Origin of the sequence: uncultured Campylobacter sp. (assembly GCF_937997465.1) — a bacterium.
GTDB lineage: Bacteria > Campylobacterota > Campylobacteria > Campylobacterales > Campylobacteraceae > Campylobacter_A.
In genome coordinates this window covers 1-1,145 of record NZ_CALKTQ010000018.1, presented here as the reverse complement: position 1 = coordinate 1,145, position 1,145 = coordinate 1, and the positions used below count along the sequence as shown (strand labels likewise).

1 protein-coding gene and 1 pseudogene are annotated in these 1,145 nt (G+C 54.7%); both read left to right on the top strand.

The annotated features are described in order from the left end of the window. Positions 1-206: pseudogene (locus Q0546_RS00510) on the top strand (hypothetical protein); the annotation flags it as partial. Between the two features lie 2 nt (positions 207-208). Next, positions 209-1,145, top strand: a 937-nt coding sequence (locus tag Q0546_RS00505; RefSeq protein ID WP_298789548.1) for a LarC family nickel insertion protein, incomplete at its 3' end; no start/stop codon positions are given.

Here is a 1,145-nt window from a genome sequence, read left to right as displayed (position 1 = left end):
AAACGGCGCTCATCGCAAAGGCTCTGGCAAATCCGATAAATCAAAAAAGCTTTGATGAGTTGATCGCTGGCGATGAGATGCGCGCCGTGCATCTAAAACCATACCACGACATCCAAAAGGCCGTGGACGACGCGCTCGCGCAAAAGGGCGCGGACGCCAAAATCATCATCCTGCCGTTTGGCTCGATGACGGTGCCTAAGGTTTAAGCTTGGCGAAATTTCTTTACTACGACGCAAGTGCGGGCATCAGCGGCGATATGAATTTAGGCGCGTTGGTGGATTTGGGCGCGGATTTTAGCCATCTTTGCGCCCAGCTTGCTAAGCTAAATTTAGCTAGCGAGTTTTACCTACGCAAGCGCAAAGTGCTAAAATGCGGTATCTCCGCAACCAAAATAGACGTCGTCTGCGCGGCAAATCTGGGTCAGCTTCCGCTTGGCCTCTCGGGCGCTAAATTTAGCCCGCGTCAAAATTTAAACGGCAAAATTCACGGCGCCGAATTTAGAGCGGATAAGCCCGCCCAAAACCGCCCGCATCCGCGAAATTTCGCGCAAATTTTAGAGCTTATCGAGAGCTCTAGCCTAAGCGCTTTCGTAAAAAAAACGGCAAGCGAAATTTTTAGCGTTATCGCGCGAGCCGAGGCCAAAGTCCACGGCACTAGCGTAGAGCAAGTACATTTTCACGAAGTGGGCGCCGCGGACAGCATCGCGGACGTAGTGGGCGCGGCTATTTGCTTGGAGGCCTTGGGCGCGCCGCAAATTTTTACTTCGCCTATCGAGCTTGGCGGCGGTTTTGCGCACTGCGCTCACGGCAGGCTGACCGTACCGGCGCCTGCGGTTTGCGAAATTTTAAAAGGCGCGCAAGTAAGCCTAGGGCGAGCGAATTTCGAGATGACTACGCCCACGGGAGCGGCGATTTTAAGGGCCTGCGCGGACGAGTTTGCGGACGGCGCGAGCTTTAGGATCGAAAAAATCGGCTACGGCGCGGGCGGCAAGGACGCAGCGGACTTTGCAAACGTGCTTCGAGTGATGCTTTGCGAAACCGATGAGGAGCTAGGCGGCGAAGGGGGCGAGCGAAATTTAGGCGCGCACCCTGGCTACGGCGAGGTTTGCGAGCAGATTTTAATCTCCACTAATATCGACGATATGG